This is a genomic window from Hyphomicrobium sp. CS1BSMeth3, from assembly GCF_900117415.1.
Classification (GTDB): Bacteria; Pseudomonadota; Alphaproteobacteria; order Rhizobiales; family Hyphomicrobiaceae.
Window position 1 is genome coordinate 594,466 of sequence record NZ_FPEI01000004.1, and the last position, 16,059, is coordinate 610,524.

At 66.2% G+C, this 16,059-nt stretch carries 18 protein-coding genes; 9 read left to right on the forward strand and 9 right to left on the reverse strand.

Annotation, left to right across the window (positions count from 1 at the left end; all coding sequences use genetic code 11):
* Nucleotides 1-6: 6 nt before the first annotated feature.
* Nucleotides 7-798: an FAD binding domain-containing protein gene (locus tag CS1BSM3_RS07010; RefSeq protein WP_072386285.1), complete on the forward strand. Its 792-nt coding sequence runs from the start codon at nucleotides 7-9 to the stop codon at nucleotides 796-798.
* Nucleotides 799-963: 165 nt separating this feature from the next.
* Here CS1BSM3_RS07010 and CS1BSM3_RS07015 read toward each other — a convergent pair whose 3' ends face one another.
* Entirely contained in the window at nucleotides 964-1,410 is a 447-nt protein-coding gene (locus CS1BSM3_RS07015) for a phasin family protein (protein WP_072386286.1), read from the reverse strand.
* A 170-nt stretch (nucleotides 1,411-1,580) separates the two neighbouring features.
* Nucleotides 1,581-2,459 (reverse strand): branched-chain amino acid aminotransferase, encoded by an 879-nt coding sequence (locus CS1BSM3_RS07020; RefSeq protein WP_072386287.1) that lies wholly within the window; start codon nucleotides 2,457-2,459, stop codon nucleotides 1,581-1,583.
* Between the two features lie 314 nt (nucleotides 2,460-2,773).
* Between CS1BSM3_RS07020 and CS1BSM3_RS07025 the strand changes: the two genes are divergently transcribed.
* From CS1BSM3_RS07025 to CS1BSM3_RS07045, 5 genes are all read left to right on the forward strand, one after another.
* Nucleotides 2,774-3,355, forward strand: coding sequence for a MarR family winged helix-turn-helix transcriptional regulator (locus tag CS1BSM3_RS07025; protein WP_072386288.1), 582 nt, complete (start codon nucleotides 2,774-2,776; stop codon nucleotides 3,353-3,355).
* Entirely contained in the window at nucleotides 3,352-4,068 is a 717-nt protein-coding gene (locus CS1BSM3_RS07030; protein WP_072386289.1) for a response regulator transcription factor, read from the forward strand. The genes CS1BSM3_RS07025 and CS1BSM3_RS07030 overlap by 4 nt, the downstream gene beginning before the upstream one ends.
* 53 nt (nucleotides 4,069-4,121) lie before the next feature.
* Nucleotides 4,122-5,555, forward strand: a complete 1,434-nt coding sequence (locus CS1BSM3_RS07035) for an ATP-binding protein (RefSeq protein WP_083528405.1) — start codon at nucleotides 4,122-4,124, stop codon at nucleotides 5,553-5,555.
* A 149-nt stretch (nucleotides 5,556-5,704) separates the two neighbouring features.
* On the forward strand, nucleotides 5,705-5,965 hold the full coding sequence (locus tag CS1BSM3_RS07040) for a hypothetical protein (protein WP_072386290.1): 261 nt from the start codon (nucleotides 5,705-5,707) through the stop codon (nucleotides 5,963-5,965).
* A 201-nt stretch (nucleotides 5,966-6,166) separates the two neighbouring features.
* Entirely contained in the window at nucleotides 6,167-6,418 is a 252-nt protein-coding gene (locus tag CS1BSM3_RS07045; RefSeq protein WP_072386291.1) for a hypothetical protein, read from the forward strand.
* A 53-nt stretch (nucleotides 6,419-6,471) separates the two neighbouring features.
* On the opposite strand, the gene CS1BSM3_RS07050 is transcribed toward CS1BSM3_RS07045, so the two are convergent.
* The 4 genes from CS1BSM3_RS07050 to CS1BSM3_RS07065 all read right to left on the reverse strand — a co-directional run bounded on the left by CS1BSM3_RS07050 (nucleotide 6,472) and on the right by CS1BSM3_RS07065 (nucleotide 9,107).
* Nucleotides 6,472-6,834 (reverse strand): tRNA-binding protein, encoded by a 363-nt coding sequence (locus tag CS1BSM3_RS07050; RefSeq protein ID WP_072386736.1) that lies wholly within the window; start codon nucleotides 6,832-6,834, stop codon nucleotides 6,472-6,474.
* 25 nt (nucleotides 6,835-6,859) lie between these two features.
* On the reverse strand, nucleotides 6,860-7,687 hold the full coding sequence (locus CS1BSM3_RS07055) for a YihY/virulence factor BrkB family protein (RefSeq protein ID WP_072386292.1): 828 nt from the start codon (nucleotides 7,685-7,687) through the stop codon (nucleotides 6,860-6,862).
* An 83-nt stretch (nucleotides 7,688-7,770) separates the two neighbouring features.
* The gene (locus CS1BSM3_RS28770) at nucleotides 7,771-8,355 is read right to left on the reverse strand and encodes a gamma carbonic anhydrase family protein (RefSeq protein ID WP_072386293.1); all 585 of its coding nucleotides are present in this window, start codon (nucleotides 8,353-8,355) and stop codon (nucleotides 7,771-7,773) included.
* Nucleotides 8,356-8,387: 32 nt separating this feature from the next.
* On the reverse strand, nucleotides 8,388-9,107 hold the full coding sequence (locus tag CS1BSM3_RS07065) for a peroxiredoxin family protein (protein WP_072386294.1): 720 nt from the start codon (nucleotides 9,105-9,107) through the stop codon (nucleotides 8,388-8,390).
* Nucleotides 9,108-9,237: 130 nt separating this feature from the next.
* Between CS1BSM3_RS07065 and pyrE the strand changes: the two genes are divergently transcribed.
* Entirely contained in the window at nucleotides 9,238-9,801 is a 564-nt protein-coding gene (gene pyrE / locus CS1BSM3_RS07070; RefSeq protein ID WP_072386295.1) for an orotate phosphoribosyltransferase, read from the forward strand.
* Nucleotides 9,802-10,090: 289 nt separating this feature from the next.
* On the opposite strand, the gene CS1BSM3_RS07075 is transcribed toward pyrE, so the two are convergent.
* From CS1BSM3_RS07075 to CS1BSM3_RS07085, 3 genes are read right to left on the reverse strand one after another with little or no spacing between them, the layout of a single operon-like run.
* The gene (locus CS1BSM3_RS07075) at nucleotides 10,091-11,194 is read right to left on the reverse strand and encodes an HlyD family secretion protein (RefSeq protein ID WP_072386296.1); all 1,104 of its coding nucleotides are present in this window, start codon (nucleotides 11,192-11,194) and stop codon (nucleotides 10,091-10,093) included.
* A complete protein-coding gene (locus CS1BSM3_RS07080) occupies nucleotides 11,187-12,017 on the reverse strand; it encodes an ABC transporter ATP-binding protein (protein ID WP_083528408.1) in 831 nt (276 codons plus the stop codon). The genes CS1BSM3_RS07075 and CS1BSM3_RS07080 overlap by 8 nt, the downstream gene beginning before the upstream one ends.
* Entirely contained in the window at nucleotides 12,014-13,141 is a 1,128-nt protein-coding gene (locus tag CS1BSM3_RS07085; protein WP_072386297.1) for an ABC transporter permease, read from the reverse strand. The genes CS1BSM3_RS07080 and CS1BSM3_RS07085 overlap by 4 nt, the downstream gene beginning before the upstream one ends.
* A 435-nt stretch (nucleotides 13,142-13,576) precedes the next feature.
* Here CS1BSM3_RS07085 and CS1BSM3_RS07090 point away from each other — a divergent pair, with 435 nt between their 5' ends.
* Both CS1BSM3_RS07090 and ggt read left to right on the forward strand, forming a co-directional pair.
* Nucleotides 13,577-14,176: a DUF2147 domain-containing protein gene (locus CS1BSM3_RS07090; RefSeq protein ID WP_072386298.1), complete on the forward strand. Its 600-nt coding sequence runs from the start codon at nucleotides 13,577-13,579 to the stop codon at nucleotides 14,174-14,176.
* 289 nt (nucleotides 14,177-14,465) lie between these two features.
* A complete protein-coding gene (gene ggt, locus CS1BSM3_RS07095) occupies nucleotides 14,466-16,052 on the forward strand; it encodes a gamma-glutamyltransferase (protein WP_072386299.1) in 1,587 nt (528 codons plus the stop codon).
* The last annotated feature ends 7 nt before the right edge of the window (nucleotides 16,053-16,059 follow it).

Here is a 16,059-nt window from a genome sequence, read left to right on the forward strand (position 1 = left end):
GATACCATGCAAGCTTTCGATTACCGCCGCCCGGGCACGCTCAACGAGGCGGATCTCGCGCTCAAGGCCTCGCCCGGTGCCAAGCTCCTCGCGGGCGGCCAGACGTTGCTGCCGACCATGAAGCTGCGCCTCGCAACGCCGGATTCGATCATCGATCTCTCCGGGATCGCGTCGCTCAAGGGCATTGCGCGCAAGGATGGCGGGCTCGCCATCGGCGCCATGACCACACACGCGGCTGTGGCAACGTCGGGCGACGTGAAGGGCGCCATTCCCGGCCTCGCCAAACTCGCTGGCGGCATCGGCGATCCGCAGGTGCGCCACCGAGGCACGATCGGTGGCTCGATCGCCAACAACGACCCGGCGGCCGACTATCCGGCCGCGGTGCTCGCACTCGGTGCCACGCTGCAGACCAGCAAGCGCAGCATCTCCGCCGATGATTTCTTCCAGGGCCTGTTCGCGACGGCGCTTGAAGAAAACGAGATCCTGACGGAGATCAACTTCCCGGTCCCGCAGAGCTTCGCATACGCGAAGTTCGACCAGCCGGCCTCGCGCTTTGCCCTTGTCGGCGTCGCGGTGGCGCGCACCGCGGGCGGCGTGCGCGTGGCGGTCACCGGCGCCGGCCAGTCCGGCGTGTTCCGCTGGACGGAGGCAGAGAAGGCGCTGTCGGCGAACTTCTCGGCCTCAGCCCTCGACAGCATCAAGCTCGATGCGTCGAACGTGATGTCGGACGTGCATGGGAGTGCGGACTACCGCGCCCACCTCGTCGGCGTCATGGCAAGGCGCGCCGTCGCTGGCTGAGCGCCCACTTCCCCTTCTCCCCGTTCTTTACGGGGAGAAGGTCGGGATGAGGGGCGGGAACTAGCGCGACGTCAACGTATGCCGCCGCCCCTCACCCTAACCCTCTCCCCGCACGCGGGGAGAGGGGATGAAGGAAAAACCACGACCGGCCGTTTCAGTTCAGCCCTACGCCGCGCGGTGCTCGCCAGGCCGGTGGGGCAGGTCAGGCGCCGGGATCTGCCAGCCCGGAAAGCCGAAGACGCCGGGGAAGACCAGCGTATCCCGCTCGCGCGCGCCTTGTGCGCCCGGTGGCGAACCCATCTCGCCATCGAACGACCGCAGCGCCGTCACGACGCGCTGCGAGTAGTCCGCGTAGTCGCGCAGCATCGTCTGCCAGAAGCGGGCCTGCGCAGCGACGAGATCCTGCGGACCGCGGCACTGGGCGATTTCATTGGGGATGTCCAGGTAGGCCTTCGCTCGCCGCCCCACGAGCGAGGCAAACTCGAGATTGGCACAGGCAGCGCACTTCATCATTGGCGCAACGGCATTCGCCGCCTGCTCAGTGGACGCAACCAGACCGTGGAACGGCTCGTTCTCGGACCGGCCCGACTGGTTCTGCTTCGGATTGGTCATAACGCCGCACTCCTCGTTCACCCGGCGCGCAACGCACGGCACCGGGACCGGCGCACCCCGTGGGCCGGCGTTGTTCACCATACGCCCATCGCGGCACCCGCGCATTGACCTTGCGCAAGTGCCGGACGGGGAAGGCGAAACGAGGAGTTTGGGGTCAGGGTCGGCAGGCCTCAGGCCCTGCCGGTGCCCGCCATGTAGTCGGCGAGGAGCTGCTCGGAAATGCGGCCCGGCTGGTAGTGATACGGGCCAATCTCGCGCACCGGCGTCACTTCCGCGGCCGAGCCGGTGATGAAGCACTCCGAAAAGCTCGAAAGCTCTTCCGGCATGATGCGGCGCTCGACGACCTCAAGCCCGCGCTTCTTCGCGATCTCGATCACGGTCTCGCGCGTGATGCCCGAGAGGAAGCAGTCGGCGATCGGCGTGTGCAGCTTGCCGTCTTGCACGAAGAAGATGTTCGCGCCCGTGCACTCGGCAACGCGACCCTGCCAGTCGAACATGAGGGCATCGGAATAGCCCTTCTTCTCGGCCCGGTGCTTCGAGATCGTGCAGATCATGTACAGCCCCGCCGCCTTGGCCATGGTCGGCGCACAGGCAGGGTCGGGACGGCGATAGTCGGCGATGTCGAGGCGGATGCCGCGCATGCGCTCGGCCGGATCGAACATGGAGGGCCATGTCCAGGTCGCGATCGCGACGTGAATGGGGTTCTGCTGGGCGGCGACCGCCATCATCTTCTCGCCGCCGCGGAAGGCGACCGCGCGCACGTACTTGTTGCCGCTGCCATTCAGGCGCAGAACCTCGGCCTTCGCGGCCTCGAGCTCGTCCACCGAGTAGGGGATCTTGAAATCCATGATCTCGGCGGAGCGGTGCAGGCGCTCGGTGTGCTGGCGCGACTTGAAGACCACGCCGTCATAGGCGCGCTCGCCCTCGAACACGCAGGAGCCGTAATGCAGCCCGTGGGTCAGCACGTGCACCCGGGCGTCCGCGGAGGGCATGAACTTGCCGTTGTACCAGATCTGACTATCGCCGAAATAAAGGAACTCGGAAGCCATGCGCGTATCCTCCCGCGGGACAACACTTGGAATGTCGGCGCTCCGGCGCCTGCCGCCGGATCGCGGTCAGGCGCGTGTGCGATGACCGTATTGTGCGCAGATCATTCCTTTGGCGCCTCTTGTGGATCTCCCTCTCCTCGAGCCGTTAAGTGCTCACAGAAAAAGAGAAAATCCACGCGACGCCGTCCGCCCGAGGCATCCTCCTCGTATCATGGTCACCATTGTGCAATGAGATCTGATACGGTGGCACGCCAAGGCCAGCCGGCCCAACAAAGCGCTTGCCACGGGTATCAATCGACTTCAAATATGTCAATATGACTGACGTAAATTCAAGTCGCCCCTCCACGCCGCGCATGACGGTGCCGGCGGCTTCCGGCGCACCTCATGGAGGCGCAGCCGACGAGCCGACGCCGGAGGCCGTGCAGCTCATCGAGCTTCTCTTTTTCGCCTACCGCGACTTCACCGGCGATGCAGACGCCATTCTCGCCGAGTACGGCTACGGCCGCGCCCACCACCGCGTGCTCCATTTCATCACGCGCTATCCGGGCCTGCGCGTCGCCGACCTTCTTCTCATCCTCAACATCACCAAGCAGAGCCTCGCGCGCGTGCTTCGCCAGCTCGTCGAGGGCGGCCTCGTCGTCCAGTCGGCCGGCGACACCGATCGCCGCGAGCGCCGCCTGCACGTGACGCCCGCCGGCCGTGCGCTCATGCGCCGGCTCGTCAACGCGCAGGCGCGGCGCATCCGGCGCGCCACCGGCCTCAGCGGCAGCGGCGCCGATGCTGCTATCCGCCGCTTTCTCACGGCCATGATCGAGCCCGAAACGCGCGAGATGGTCTCCACCTTGCTCGACCTGCCCAAGCTGTCCAAGGATCTGAACGGAGAGCTTCAGCCATGACGCTCGCAAGCAGTCTCGCCCGCCGGGATCCGCTGCCGGACAACGCGCCCCACGTGCTGCTCGTCGACGACGACCAGCGCATTCGGGAGCTGCTCGGCCGCTATCTCCAGGATAGCGGCTTCCGCGTGACGACGGCGCGGGACGCAGAAACCGCACGCGCCGCCATGCGTGGCCTCGCCTTCGACCTCGTGATCCTCGATTTCATGATGCCGGGCGAAAGCGGGCTCGACCTCGCGCGTGACCTCAAGAGCATGTCGCCCATCCCGATCTGCATGCTCACCGCACGAGCGGAGCCCGAGAACCGCGTCGAAGGCCTCGAGGCTGGTGTCGACGACTACGTGACGAAGCCCTTCGAGCCCCGCGAGCTCGTCCTGCGCCTCAACAACATCATGCGGCGCGGTCGTATCGGCCACGAGCCGCGCGATGAAATCCGCATGGGCGACTACGCCTTCAGCGTCGAGCGCGGCGAGCTGCGGCGCGGCGACGAGACGATCAAGCTCACCGAGCGCGAACGCGACCTCCTGCGCCTCTTCGCCTCGCGCCCAGGCTCGCCCATTGCCCGCCACGAGCTCGCAAGCGACGAGTCGACCGGCAGCGAGCGCGCGATCGATGTCCAGATCAACCGCCTCAGACGCAAGATCGAGCTCGATCCCTCGAACCCCGTCTATCTGCAGACGGTCCGCGGCAAGGGCTACATCCTCTACATCGACTGAGCATCAACTGAGGCATCGGCCGGCGCGCACGCCGGCACGGAGAGACGGGATCGATGGTTGCGGCGCGAGACTCGGCAGGCGAGCTGGACTTGCCCCCTGTGCGCCGCAGCCGGTGGCGGCAGCTCAGGACCTTGCGCTGGCGCTCGGCATGGGCGCAGATCGCGAGCTTCTTTTCGGAGCTCGCGCCGAAGGGCCTTTATGCGCGCACGCTCATCATCATCATCGCGCCCATCGTGCTGCTCGAAAGCGTCGTCGCGTTCACCTTCATGGAGCGCCACTGGCAGGCCGTCACCCGCCGCCTCTCCGAGGCGACGGCACGCGACATCGCCGCCCTGATCGACGTCTACTCCAGCTTCTCGCTTGCCGACGACCCGGAGAAGCTCGTCAACCTGGCGCGCGAGAAGGTCGGCATCTCCATGCAGATCCTGCCGCCGGACGATCTCCCGAAGGCCCAGCCCAAACCGTTCTTCGCGCTCCTCGACCGCACGCTCTCCGACGAGGTCCGCAAGCACGTCACGCTGCCCTTCTGGATCGACACGCTCGGCCAGTCGCGCCATGTCGAGGTCCGCGTCAAGCATCCGAAGGCCGTGCTCCGCTTCATTGCGACGCGGAACCAGACCTATGCCTCGAACTCCCACATCTTCCTCTTGTGGATGGTCGGCACCTCCGTCGTCCTGCTGACCGTCGCCATCCTCTTCATGCGCAACCAGATCCGGCCGATCCTGCGCCTTGCGGAGGCCGCCGACGCCTTCGGCAAGGGGCGCACTGTCGGCGATGATTTCCGTGTGCGCGGCGCGCGCGAGGTCCGCCAGGCCGCGCAGGCCTTCGTCGAGATGCGCGAGCGCATCATGCAGCACGTCGATCAGCGCACGACGATGCTGGCCGGCGTCAGTCACGATCTCAGAACCGTGCTCACGCGCTTCAAGTTGCAGCTCGCATTTCTGGGCGACAGCCCCGAGATCACGGCATTGCGCGCCGACGTCAACGAGATGCAGCACATGCTCGAGGACTACCTCGCCTTCGCTAAAGGCGACGGCGGCGAGCAGGCGACGCCGACCAACGTGCGCCAGCTTCTCGAGGAGATCTATGTCGATGCCCAGCACTTCGGTGTGCCGATCGACCTGAGGCTGCGCCGGCGCCCGACGGACCTCGTGCTCGAGCTCAAGCGCAATGCCTTCAAGCGCGCCGTCACCAACCTCGTCTCGAACGCGGCGCGCTTCGGCAACCGCATCGTCGTGCGCGCGGCGACCGACCGCCAATGGCTGCGCATCGAAGTGGACGACGACGGCCCGGGCATTCCTGCCGTCGAGCGTGAGAACGTGTTCAAGCCCTTCTACCGCCTCGATCACGCACGCAACGAAGGCTCCGGCAATTCGGGGCTCGGCCTCGCCATTGCCCGCGACATCGCGCGCAGCCACGGCGGCGACGTGGCGCTCGACACGAGCACGATGGGCGGCCTGCGCGCCATCATCCGCGTGCCTCTCTAAGCCGCCTGTGACGACAATGCGGCCATCAGATTAATGCTTGTAAATATTCGAGATTCTGGCCATTAGCGCTGTGATGATGCGCCTAAGGATGATATCCTCCTGCCGTCGGGGAAATTTGCGAAAGCCCTAGGCAATCTGGAGGACTTGGAATGCGTAAGTTGATGATGGCGTGCATGTTCGGCCTGCTTCCCGTGATGGGCGTGGCCACTGCCGGTTCGGCTGCGGCCGCGGCGCCTGGCAACATGACGGTGCTCGACCGGCTCGCGACGACGAGTTCGATCGTCGACGAGGTACGCTATCGGCGTGGCTATCGCTGCTATCGCGTCTGCACGCGGCGGAACTATCGCGGCCGCTGCGTCCGCTCGGCACAGCGCTGCTATCGCCCCGTTCGGCGCTACCATCGCTGGTAGCCGGACACGAAGGCCGGGCATCAGCTCGGCCTTCACATTTTGGAACAAGTCATTGTCGAGCTCGGCGCGTGTGGCGCCTCGACCTCACTCCTCCGAATAATGAGGATTTCCGGCATTAGGCTTCGATTGAGCACGAGCCATTCGATAAGTTTGTGGGGCCGGGAAGATTGATCCACCAAACGAGAAACTTGGAGGTTCGGAATGCGAAAGATTGCAGTGGCACTCGCGGTGTGCCTGCTTCCGATTGTGGGCGTTGCGACCAGCGGCACGGCATCGGCTGCGGCGCCTGGCAACATGACGCTTCTCGATCGGCTTGCGACGGCCGAGTCGAACGTCGATCAGGTCCGCCATCGCTGCTATCGGCGCTCGGTCCGCGTCTGCACGAAGCGCCTGCTCGGCAAGTGCGTGCGTCACCGCACCCGCGTCCAGACCTATTGTCCGCGCCACCGCTGACGCGCGGAGCTCAGACATGCGAAAGGCCGGGCCCAGCGCCCGGCCTTTCTCTTTCAAAAGAGACGCCCGCCGTCGGGCACTTTCCGCTCCGGCCCGATCAGCACGACCTCGCCTTCCGCATCGGGAAAGCCGAGCGTCAGCACCTCGGACATGAACGGCCCGATCTGACGAGGGGGAAAATTCACCACTGCGGCCACCTGCCGGCCGACGAGCGCATCGGCAGCATAGTATTTCGTGATCTGGGCCGAGCTCTTCTTGATGCCGATCTCGCCGCCGAAATCGATGCGCAGCTTGAATGCGGGCTTCCGCGCCTCCGGGAACGGCTCGACGGCGACGATCGTGCCTACGCGGATATCGACTTTCAGGAAATCGTCGAACGTGATCGGCCCCGGCTGAGGGCTCTTGGCTGCCGCCATGTCATCCATTCTCCTTTGAGAGCACTCACGCGCTGGCCTTGGCCTCGCCGAGAGCACGGTTGAACTCGGCGCCGAGGATCACGACGATGGCCGTGGCCTGAAAGAAGATGAGCGCCGTGAAGAGCTGCGTCAGTCCGGCATAGAAGCGCGAGTAGTCGCTGATGCCGAGCCAGCGCGAATAGATCTGCGCGAGCATGATCCACAGAACCACGCTCAGCAGCACGCCGGGCCACACATCCCAGAACGTGCGCTTCCCCGCCGTCAGAAAGAGGTGATAGGCGAGAAGCTGCGCCGTCGTCACCGAGAGCACGATCGTGTAGCGCGCGCTCACTGAGAACCGTCCCTGATCGAGCAGCCAGTGCACGGTCTCCGAGTCGATGCTCTGGGCAATGACCGGCCCCACCACGATGCCCCACGCGAGCGCCAGCATGCCGGCCGCCGTCATCAGCACCAGAAACGCACTCTGCGTGACACAGAAGAGGTAGGACCGCCCTTCCTTCACGCGATAGGCCATGTTGAGCGCCGCCCTGAGCGTCTCGACCGCACTTGTCGCGAAGAAGAGCGAGATCGCCGCGCCGACGGTCAGCAGGCCGAACTGGCTGCGCCCCATGACACGCTCGATCTCGGGCGCGAGCGCCTTGGCGACCGGCTCTGGCACGGCCTGAAAAAGCTGGGCCACGGCATAGGCCGCAAGCTCCCGGCCGCCGATCGTGCCCGCCAGTGCACCGAGGAAAATGCAGAACGGAAAGAGCGACAGCAGGAACGTGAAAGCCACGGCGCCAGACATCGAGAACCCGCAGTTCTGGAACAGGTTCCACATCGCCAGTCGCAGGATGTTCAGTCGTCGACCCATGGCCTTCCTATCGCCGCACGATTCGGCGCCATTGTGAACCAAGTCCCGTCATAACGCGGGGGAGGGTTGCCCGATCCGCGTAATCAGCCGGCGCGCCCCGCCGCGTGCAGCGCCTCGAGCCGTGCTTTCTCGGCATCGCGCGCCTTCTCGAACTCCGCCCCCGTCCAGGCCCGGTGATCACCCAGCGCATAGGCTTCGGCATTGCGGTGATAGAGCCAGGCATTCATCCGGTTGGCGACGAAGTTGTCGGCCGTGCGCACGACCTTGGCCGGCGTGCCCATGACAATGGAGTTCGGCGGGATCACCTGTCCCTCGCGCACGAATGCGTGTCCGGCCACGATCGAGTTGGCGCCGATCACCGCGCCATCCATGATCGTCGCACCGATCCCGATCAGGCAGTTCTCGCCGATCGTGCAGCCGTGCAGCACCACGCGGTGCGTGATCGAGGCGTAGTCGCCGATCACGGTGGGCGTGCTGTATCCGATATGGACCATCACGTGATCCTGCAGGTTCACGAACCGGCCAACCGTCACCGACAGCAACTCCGCACGAATGGACACGCCGGGCCAAAGGCTCGCGCCCTCCCCGATCGTGACATCCCCGTAGACCGACGCGCTTGCGTCGATCCAAGCCGCCTCAGGAAACCGCTGTTTCAGCACACTCGTCATCGCTCAATACCTGGCCGCGAGATCTCGTCACACTAGCCTTTGCGCGGGGCGTGCCCGTGGTCGTGATGATGGTGGCCGTGGTGCTGGTGCCCGTGATCGTGGCCATGATCATGGCTGTGATCGTGACCGCAGCCGCACGCATCGCCGTGCTCGTGATGATGATGGTGGTGATGGTCGTGGTCGTGATGGTGGTCGTGATCATGATCGTGATGATGATGATCGGCCGTCACCAGCGCCGCGGCGAGCTTGTGCTCGATGGCCGCCGCCTGCTCGCGCGTGCCCCCCACATCCTCGATGCTCAGCGCCATGATCTCGGCGGCGAGGCGGATGTCGTCGGGATGCCCGAAATAGTGGCGCCTCAGCCGCCCGGCGCGGTCGAAGATGAGCAGCGAGGGCGTGCCCTGCATCTGATAGGTCGCGAACGTCTTCGGCGGCCCCTTGCCGTCCGGCTTGTCGATGCCGATCGGGAACGGCCAGCGGTACTCGTTCTGGAACACCTCGAGCGCCTTCTCGGTCATCACCTCGTGGTGCTCGAAGACCGAGTGCAGGCCGATGACCGCCACCTGGTCCGGGCTGAACCGCTGGCGGATCTTCCGGGCCTGCGGCAGGCCCTCGGAAACGCACCCAGGGCAGAGCATCTGGAAAGCGATCAGCACAACCACCTTGCCCTTGAGCCCGGCGAGGGTCACCGGCTTGTCGCTGTTGAGCCAGCGCGTGACTTCGAGTTCGGGAGGGGTCTCTGGGTTGAACATTTCCGGTCTCCGGCTGTGGACGCGGCTCCATAGCACGCGCCGGCCCGCTTGACACGCGGCGGCGACACATGGCCCCTGGGCGCGAACCAGTCTCCCTCGACAATACCCTGCCAGGACGGAGGAAAATCTCATGCCGCGCGACGCCGACCGTGCCCGCCTGATCGAGATCATCAAGGCCCGCTCGTTCACGACGGGCGGCGAGATCAAGCTCGCCTCCGGGCGCAGCTCGAATTTCTATTTCAATATGAAGCCCACCATGCTCGACCCCGAAGGGGCGAGCCTCATCGGCCGCCTGATCTGCGCGGCCCTTGAAGGCAAGAAGGCCGAGATGGTCGGCGGGCTCGAGATGGGCGCCGTGCCGATCGCCACTGCCGTCGCGGTCGCGAGCCAGTTGGCCGGCTGGCCGCTCCCCGCTTTCTTCGTGCGCAAGCTGGCCAAGGAGCACGGCACGCAGAGCCTCGTCGAGGGCCTGCCCAAGGGCGAGACGCTCAAAGGACGCCGCGTCGTCATTCTGGAGGACGTGACGACGACCGGTGGCTCGGCCATGAAGGCCATCGAAGCCGTGCGCGCCGATGGCGCCATCGTCGAACGCGTGATCACCGTCGTCGATCGCCTCGAAGGCGCCGCCGACAACTTCAAGGCCGCCGGCATCACCTTCGAGCCGATCCTCACCGCCGCCGATTTCAAGGATTGAGCCGAGATCGCGCCCGAAGCGCGACGGGCACCCTGTTCCTTCTCCCCGTCCTTGTCGCGCTGGAAGCGCGCCTCTGGCGCGACGAGAAGGTTAGGATGAGGGGCGGCACACATGCCGACGTTGGCGTTTGCCGCTGCCCCCCACCCTAACCCTCTCCCCGCGCGCGGGGAGAGGGGATGATGGAGCATTCGCGGCAAAGCAGAATGCCAACCTCTCCGTATGGCGGCGGCCGCCATAGCACCACAATCGAGTGCGTCAGCACCCCTTGCCAGCAGGCGGCGGCACTAAATCAATTCGTCCGCCGAACGGCGCCCTCGACGGTCTCTACCGGCTTAAAAAACACGTCGACGCGCATCCCCGGCAGCAGCGGCGGCTGACCTTCCATGTCCACGACCACCTCGAGAACGTCCACGTCGTTCGGGCGGCGGGGACCACGCTGGCCGAGCTTGCCTGGGCCGAGCGACGGCGCGAGGCTCGCGACCTTGCCGGGAAACTCGCGGCCCGGATAGGCATCCGACTTCACGACGACGAGCTGGCCGACGCGCACCTTGGCGGCGTCGCGCTCCTCGACTTCGGCGCGCACTTTCAGCGCCGACACATCACCCAGAAGCAGGAGAACCTGCTCGGGCGAGGGCGTCGCGATCTCACCGGCGCGCGCTGCAACGTTCAGGATCGTGCCGTCGCGCGGCGCCCGCACCCGCGTGCGCTCGAGCGCCGTGACAGCCTGGGAGAGCTCCGCACGCGCCACCGTGAAGCCGGCCTCGGCGCGGGTCGGCAAGGGGATATTCTGCGCCGATTCCGCCTTGCGCAGCGCCGCGCGCTGGTCCTCGAGCCGTGTCTCGGCGTTGCGCACGGCCTGACGGCGGTCGTTGAGCTGCGTGAGGTTGGCCGACGAGGCATCGCGGCGATGCGCAAGAAATGCCGCGTCGAACTCCATCCGCGCCTGCGAGAGCGCATATTCCGCCTCGGCGATCGCATCGTCGGCCTGGCGGCGGGCGCGCACCAGCTCCGGGGGATTGCCCTCGGCGGCATCACGCTCACGCTTGCGGACGGCAGCCTCGGCGCGCGCCGCATGAACGCGCGAGAGCGCCTCTTCATCGCTGAGCCGGATGAGCAGATCGCCCGCCGTCACGCGGTCGTTCGGCTGCACGGTCACCTCGACGATGCGGCCGGGCGTTGCCGCACCGATGCGGATCTCGCCACCGTTCGGCTCGACGCGGCCGGGCGCGGCAGCATCCCACTGCACTTTCGGCAGCGGCTTCGACGTCGTCTGCGCGTTCAGACGGCTCGAGATGTTCGCCGACGGAAGAAAATACGACGCGCCCGCAACGACTATGGCTGCGATCAGGAACGCAAGGAACAGGCTGGAGATCGTCGAGCGGTTGCTATCCATGGGTTTTCATCTTCCGTTTGTTCGCAACGCGGGCGCTCCTGTCGGGCGCGCCGCCCTGCGATGCGTGGTCGCTGCGGACCTCGTCGAGGGGAATGGTGGGAGGCGGCGTGACGATGGCGTCGCGCACCCGCTCGGGGCGCTCGTCACCGACGATCAGACCATCCTCGATGTGAATAATGCGATCGGCGTAGGGGAGCGTGCGGTGATCGTGCGTCACCGCAAGCACGGCGTGGCTCTTGTCCTTGGCGATCTCGGCGAGGAGCGCCATGACCGACTGGCCGTTCTCGCTGTCGAGGGCCGCCGTCGGCTCGTCGGCCAGGAGCAGCGATGGTGCGCTCGCCAGCGCCCGCGCCACGGCCACGCGCTGCTGCTCACCACCCGACATGTTGCCCGGATAGGACTTGAACTTGTGCGAGAGCCCGACCTTGGTCAGCGCCTCGCGCGCCTGATCGGCCGCAAGGCGGCCACGGCGCCCGCGCACGTCGAGCGCGAGGCGCACATTCTCCTCGGCATTGAGCGTCGGGAACAGATTGTAGGACTGGAAGACGAAACCGATGTGCCGCCGGCGAACCTCGGCGAGCGCCTCGGGGCCCAGGCCCTCGGTTTCCGTACCGGCGACGCGGATATTGCCGGAGGTCGGCCCGAGAATGCAGCCGAGGATGGAGAGCAGCGTCGTCTTCCCCGAACCCGAAGGCCCCATGAGCAGGGTCAGCTCGCCGGCATTGAGCGAGACGCTGACGCCCTTGAGCGCCCGCACCATGCCCGCGCCGTGGCCGAGCTCCTTGACGACATTCGTGGCTTCGAGAACCGTTTCGCTGCTCATCGTGCGAACACCATGGCCGGATCGAGCTTGGTCACCTTGACGATGGCCGAGACGGCCGAGATCGCGCACATCGCGAACGTCAGCACGAAGAGGCCGATGGCGAGCTCCGGTGTCATAAGGATCGGCAGCGCCGTCTGCTCACTGAAGTGCACGACGATCATCGCAATGCTCATGCCGAGGACGTAGCCGAGTATCGCGGATAGCGCCGCCTGCATGAGGATCACGCGATGGATGTAGCCCGCGGAGGAGCCGAGCGCGCGCAGCGTCGCGAACTCCCGCAAGTGATCCTTCGTGCTCGAATAGAGCGTCTGCGCCACGATGACCGTGCCGACGAGAACGCCGAGAATGGCGCCACCGATCAGCGCCACACCGGCGCCGGTGCCGAACAGCCAGTGGTCGAGGCTCCTCTCGCGGAACTCCGCCTGCGTCAGCACGTCGACATTGGCGAGACGCGACTTGATCTCGGTGCGCACGGCCTCTGTCGTTGCGGGGTCATCCAGCTTGACGAGGAAGAACGTCGCCTGGTTCGGCTCGAGGCCGAGCATGGCGCGCGCCCGGTTCAGCGACGTGAAGACATAGGGCGCCATGGTGAAGGAGCGGATGCCGTCGGTCAGCGCGGCGACCTTGACGCGTGTCTGCTCCACCTGCGCGATATCTGAAATCTGGCGGACGCCGAGGTTGTCCATGTAGGTCTTGTCGACGGCAACCGCGTTCGGCTCGGCGAGCGATGCGGGCGTGCCCTGCACCACGTTCCAGGGCTGGAGGCCGCCGTCCGCCGGGTTCGTGCCGACGAGCACGATCAGCGCCGAGCCGCCGGCGGGCTTGCGCCATTCTGTGAAGGCGACCGTCAGCGGCGTCACGGTTTTCACGCCCGGCACCGAGAGGACGGCGTGGCGCTCGCGGCCCGAGAGCAGGCCCGCCTCCTCGAAGCTCTTGGCGCCGAACGACGTGATCCAGATCTCGCCCTGGGCATTGTCGATCATCGCGATGATCATCTTGCGGGCGCCCTGGTACAGGCCGAGCTGAACCGCAACGAGCACGATCGCGAACAGGATGCCGACGAGCGTAACCGCAAGACGCACGCGGTCATGAACAAGATTTCGAAACGCAAGCGTCAAAACCATGGGAATGCCAAACTGTCCTTGCCTGACGCCACAAAAACCTGAACGCCCACCGGCGGCCGCCCCCGTGCTGGCTCTTGCGAGCCGCCTTCAGAAGGGCCCCGCGCCCTGACCCAGCGTGTCGACCAATCTGGAATGGGCCTGGAAAGTAGTGTGCCCCGAAGCCCGCAGTGAGCCCGTTATATAGGGAAGGCGGCTAACCGGTGCCACCTGCGGCAATCGTGGTAAACCGCCGCTACCGTTCCCACGCCGGCTGGCGTGAACCTGCTGGCGCCGCCGAATACCCTCTTGTCTAGGGCGGAATCAAGGCAGTCGTGGGAGCCTGTGTCGCCTTGCCGCTGCCATACTTCGATAATTTACCACCTGCAACCCTTAAGTCTTCACCTCGTTTTGCTTACGTCTCGACCCCGTTTTGGCAGTTCAGATCAGGATGATCCCATGGCCACGACATTCCTCGGCAAAGGACGTGCGCGCCTTCGACTGGCGGCCACCTTCTCCGCAATGACCCTGGCGGCCCTGCTTCTCGCCCTCGCGATCCCCGCGGCCGACGCTCAACAGCAACCCCAGCGCAAAGGCGCCCAGGCAGCCGTACCCGTGCCTCCAGCCCCTGATGTGGGACCGCGCGGCATCTGGATCGACCATACTGGCCGCGGCGCGGTCGAGATCGCGCCCTGCGTTCCCGACGCGGCGCCCGGCACGCCCGAAGCGGCAAACCTTTGCGGCCGCATTGTCTGGATGAAGGAGCCGAACGACCCGAAGGGTCAGCCGCTCCGCGACACGCTCAATAAGAATGCCACCCGGCGCGGCCAGCCCATCTGCGGCCTGCAGATCATCGGCGACGTGAAGCCGCAGCCCAATGGCTCCTGGGACAACGGCTGGATCTACGACCCCGAGCAGGGCTCCTCCTTCGACCTCGAGCTGCGCTTGCGCAATCCCGAGACCCTGCAGGTCAAGGGCTACATGGGCGTGAAGTTCCTGAGCGAGACGTATGTATGGCGTCGCGCCAAGGAGCCGCCGCCGAAGTGCGCCGGCGTCTGATCCGACCGTCCCGACCAACAACATCGCCCGAGGCGTGAGCCCACGCCTCGGGCGATTGCTTTTTGTGCGCGGCCCCGGCTCGATCCGCGCTCTGATGACGCTTGAATCGTCTTCGGCCGGGCAAAGTAACTTCGGCGAAAGGCTGCTCAGCGCGGCATGACACCTCGGCCGTGCGCGCGGTTGGCGCGGCGCGCGCGTACTGGTAGACATAATACCAGGCGCGTACCGCGCCCCATCCCGTTCGCCTCTGGCGCCCTGCGGCGCCAATTCTGCCCCACAGGAGTTCTCGATGCGCAATTTCGCCCTTCCCGGCCGCTCGCCGGTCTATGCCACGCGCGCCATGGTTGCGACGTCGCACCCGCTGGCGAGCGTCGCGGCCATCGAGCAGCTCAAGTTGGGCGGCAACGCCGTCGACGCCGCGATCGCAGCGACGGCCGTCATGTGCGTCGTCGAGCACGCCATGACCGGGATCGGCGGCGACTGCTTCGCCCTCATCGCGAAGCCGGGCACCAATCCGGTCGCCCTCAACGCCTCGGGCCGCGCGCCCATGGCCGCGACACCCGAGTGGTACGCCAAGCAGGGCATCAAGAAGATCGTCACGCAGTCCCCGCACGCGGTCACGGTGCCGGGCGCGATCGACGGCTGGGCGACGCTCCTCAGGGACTATGGCACGCGCTCGCTCGGCGACGTGCTCGCACGCGCCATCGAATATGCCGAGGGCGGCTACGTCGTCACGCCGCGTGTCGGTCACGACTGGGCGAAGCTCACGGAGAAGCTCAGCGCCCATCCCGGCGCGCGCCAGCATCTGCTGCCTGGCGGCCGGCCGCCCAAGGTCGGCGAGATCGTGCGCTTCCCCGAGCTCGGTAAGACTCTCCGCGCCATCGCCGAGAAGGGCCGCGACGCCTTCTACACGGGCGAAATCGCCGCCGACATGGTGGCGGAACTCAAGGAGCTCGGCGGCCTCCACACCCTTGAGGACTTCGCCGCCCAGAAGGCGACCTATGTCGAGCCCATCTCGGTCAAGTACCGCGGCGCCGACCTCTACGAGATGCCCCCGAACAACCAGGGCATTGTCGCCCTGATCATGCTGCGTATCCTCGATCGCCTCGGCACGCTCGGCGCGGATCCGCTGTCCGTCGAGCGCTATCACGTGATGAGCGAAGCGAGCCGCCTCGCCTATGCCATGCGCGATGCTTTCGTTGCAGATCCGGTCATGGCGAACGTGCCCGTCGAGCACATGCTGAGCGACGCGACGATCAACGATCTTGCCTCTCGCATCGATCGCCAGAAGCGCCGCGAGGATCTCGGCCCCGTACCCCAGCCGACCGGCACCGACACGATCTACATGACCGTCGTCGACAGCAGCGGCATGGCGGTCTCGTTCATCAACTCGCTGTTCTCGCCGTTCGGCAGCGGCATCGTCACGCGCAAGACCGGAATCACTCTGCAGAACCGCGGCCAGGGCTTCGTGCTCGATCCCAAGCACCGCAACTGCATCGCGCCCGGCAAACGGCCCATGCACACGCTTGTGCCTGCGATGGCCTTCAAGAACGGCAAGCCGTGGATGTCCTTCGGCGTCATGGGGGCGAACTTCCAGCCCATGGGCCACGCCTATGTGATGACCAACGTCCTCGACTACGGCATGGACGCGCAGACCGCGCTCGACCACCCGCGCGCCTTCTTCGAGGACGGCCATCTCCAGCTCGAAACCTCGATGCCGAAGGCCGTATTCGAGGGCCTCGCCGCCGCCGGCCATCCGGTCACATGGCGCGACGATCCCTGGGGCGGCGGCCAGGTCGTGCAGATCGATCCGGCAACCGGCGTGCTGATCGGCGCCTCCGACCCGCGCAAGGACGGCATGGCCGTCGGCTACTGATGGAGCG